This is a genomic window from Microbacterium sp. oral taxon 186 str. F0373 (assembly GCF_000411455.1).
In the GTDB taxonomy this organism is placed as follows: Bacteria; Actinomycetota; Actinomycetes; order Actinomycetales; family Microbacteriaceae; genus Microbacterium.
Map to the genome: position 1 here is coordinate 1 of NZ_KE150463.1, position 3,061 is coordinate 3,061.

The 3,061-nt window shown below is 61.2% G+C and carries 3 protein-coding genes; 1 reads left to right on the top strand and 2 read right to left on the bottom strand.

Going from position 1 to position 3,061, the window contains the following annotated elements; genetic code table 11:
- Together HMPREF1529_RS16000 and HMPREF1529_RS15300 are read right to left on the bottom strand one after the other, a co-directional pair.
- The coding region (locus HMPREF1529_RS16000; protein ID WP_016465450.1) for a hypothetical protein at nt 1-445 on the bottom strand (445 nt) is incomplete at its 3' end.
- Nucleotides 446-500: 55 nt separating this feature from the next.
- Entirely contained in the window at nt 501-1,052 is a 552-nt protein-coding gene (locus HMPREF1529_RS15300; RefSeq protein WP_005054062.1) for a hypothetical protein, read from the bottom strand.
- Nucleotides 1,053-1,307: 255 nt separating this feature from the next.
- Here HMPREF1529_RS15300 and HMPREF1529_RS15305 point away from each other — a divergent pair, with 255 nt between their 5' ends.
- Nucleotides 1,308-2,606, top strand: coding sequence for a PQQ-binding-like beta-propeller repeat protein (locus HMPREF1529_RS15305; RefSeq protein ID WP_005054060.1), 1,299 nt, complete (start codon nt 1,308-1,310; stop codon nt 2,604-2,606).
- Nucleotides 2,607-3,061 lie beyond the last annotated feature (455 nt).

Consider the following 3,061-nt stretch of genomic DNA (forward strand, 5'->3'; position numbering starts at 1 on the left):
CGACATTGGCCTCCACCAGCCAGTAATATCCGTCCTGCTCCCAGGAAATGAGGTAGTCCAGAAGCCCTGTTGTGGATCGATCCGCGCCCACGGTCCCGGCCTTCAAACCGTCCACGGCACTACCTTCACCGCCGAGACCGAGCAGAGATGGATCCGTCGCCCACCAAATCATTACTCGGTTGGCTCCGACATGACCCGAGTCGAACTGGTAGTCGTAGATGCAGTTCCGTTTGTTTGAAAGAGGCGGCTCACCGGTCGTCCAGTCGTTAAAATCGACGGTTCCATTGTCGCTGGCCCCGACCGATAGCTTCACCGTTGTGTTTGAGAGCGGGCACTGAGAATCGCTTGATCCGCCAGTCAAAGGTAAACCGGTGCTTGAGCATCCCGTGAGGCTCAGCCCAATGACCGCCATGGTGACAGCCAAGCTGACAGTGAAGCGCTTCATATGTTCGGTCCTGTTGATCGTGTTCAAAACAGTAAGGCGGAACGTCGGGCCGCGGTTAGCTGCGCTCACAGGACATAACGGCGCCGGCGAACTCGATCCCGCTCACGGTCTTGTTCTTCACGTCGGCCGTGAATGCGTCCGAGAGCCACTCGAGACCTCCCAGTGATGCGTTGAAAGTCCCCTCAGACGGCACCTTCTCCGGCACTCCCTGTACGGTGAAGGGCCTCCCGAAATGCTCCATATCTACGGTGAGAGTGGTGCCGCTGATCTCGTAGGTGAGGGGGAACTCCTCGTTGACCGGGGCGCCGTCCTCTCCGATCATCTGGGATGTCCCTGTTCCGTCTTTGTCGATGACGATGCGGTACTGCGTCCCGTCGCTGTTGCCGCCATCCCACGTGTCGGTCGTGCCCGTCTGCGTGCACGTCCACGTCCCTACCACATACTCGGCGGTAGGCGGCTCGGCTGCAGCGCAGCCAGCGAGCGTTGCGGTTGCCGCGACAGTCAGGACGGACCCGATAGCGATTCGACGGTGGATAGGCATGTCACTCCCCAGCGATGCGTGACCGCCAGTGAGCGGGTCAACGTTGCGGTCAGCATATTGGATCATCCCGCGTCCTACTTCCGAGCGTCGGCATCAAGCCGTATCGCATGCTCACGAAGCACCGGCGGACACCTCTTCGGTGCTGGCATGATCATGCTCACGGGGTTTCAGGCCCTTCACGGGACCCGTGCGATTTAAATCTCTACCCCTCCGCGCCGCCGTACTCGTCGACCAGCGCCGTTGTTAGTCGTGTGTCAGTCCACTTCTGTGCGGTACGTTGCGGATAGGTGGATTTCTGGGAGAGTCATGAGGCTGAAAAGCATGGGCAGGTTCGCTGTCCTTCTCGCGGCGGCGGGGGCGATTATTGCGGGTGTGGCTGGGTGCTCGTCACCGCAGCAGACTGTGGCGGATGCGCCATCGGCCACAGTCGAGCCGGCTGAGCCCTCCCCGACGCCTTCCGCTCCAGCTACCTATTCGGAGCAGCTGCCATCGGGGGCTGCCGTCTCTGACGTCGGGCCGCGGGTCGTCATCGTGCAGGGATCCTCGAACGGCCAGTACTCGTACCGCCTTTACGGGCCTGGCACGGCGACGGGTGGCACGGTCACGCCGCAGAGCACGTCCGAGGTTCTAGCGGCGTGGGCACTCGCCCAAGGCGCCCCGGTCGGAGACGCGCAGATGGCTTACGTCACCCATGAACGGCAACCGAACGACGGGCTGAAAGCGGGCGGATTCGAGCTCACGATCAAGACCTACGACATCAACGGCGAACTCCTAAACACATCATCCACACCGACGTTCGAGCACCTCGACGTGGACAGCGCCACCTTCATCGGTGACACGGTGTACATACGCAGCCACGGCTTGTTGGAGCACAACTACGATCTGTACCTGGATGCCATCGATGTGAACACCGGTGCCCGGAAATGGACCACAGACTGCGGTACTTACTCTGGCACCGCGGGGATCTACGCGTCGGCGACCACCGTAGCGGCCGGCTGCGCCGAGGATGGGCTCAACGGATATGACGTCGAAACCGGCAACGTCATCTGGTCCTACTCCGGAGGCACGACTCAATCGTTCTGGTACGACAAATCTGCCCCTGGCGTCCTAAGTGCTTGGGAATACTCAGGGAGCTCCGACCACACTATCGACTTGACGAACGGGACAGAGATCGACCAAGGGTCGTACCGTCCAGTACTCGGTGATCCCGTTACGGGGAGCCAGACCTTCGGTCGTCTCACGGTATACAGCCCCGCATCACACTCGACCTCGTTCGCCATCGACGCTGAGCAAATCAACAAGCTTGGCGATTTCATGCCCCTGAGCACATTCGATGGCCGGTTGACGTTCCTCGCCTCCGACGGACTCAATATCGTCTCCCTCAATGACGGAGCGGCAGATCCCAGCTCTCCCGCAAAAGCAACGAAACAGCAGGGCTACACAAGCGTCATCGCCGACGCGGGTACCGGATGGGTACTGATGGGCTCAATCTCGGCGAACTGGGATCCTGACAGCTGGGCACCCAACAACTACCCCGTCAAGACGACCTGGGTGCTGTGGGCAACCGATCCGGATGGCACGCTCAGCTGGGACGACATCCCGGCAGTACAAGCTGACTAAGGTGTGTCGTCGCCAAGCCAGTCGGCTGCTTCGGAGCTGAGGTAGCGAATCGTGCGTGGGGTGAGGGTGATCTAGGCAGGGCCCCGGCACTTGTCTCGTAGTCGTTTGAGGTCGCGCTATCTGCACCACGGCCACGACCGTACGGCGAGCCGCAGACAGCGAGCCCTCCCACGTCGACGTCGTGACCCGCTATCCGATGAATCAGAACAGGTGGGACGCTCCCGAATCGAGCGTGGCGGCTTTCGCTTGAACGTAGGGCGGCAGAACGGGCGGCAACGATGGGCGCTTGCCTGCGAGGAGCTCGCTCGTAGTGATGATCTGGAGGCGTGGATACTTCTGCCCGTTCGACGGGTGGGTGAACGGGCTCTTCGGAATTAGGGGTGTAGCGCGGGTCTGAAGCCTCCGGCTTCGAGCAGTGATCTCGCGATGTAGTGGGTGAGGTTGCGGAAGCCGAG

Bases quoted from the DNA above. Each gene is read 5' to 3' on its own strand.
- HMPREF1529_RS15300 (WP_005054062.1), bottom strand. From the start codon at position 1,052: ATGATCCAATATGCTGACCGCAACGTTGACCCGCTCACTGGCGGTCAC.
- HMPREF1529_RS15305 (WP_005054060.1), top strand. From the start codon at position 1,308: ATGGGCAGGTTCGCTGTCCTTCTCGCGGCGGCGGGGGCGATTATTGCG.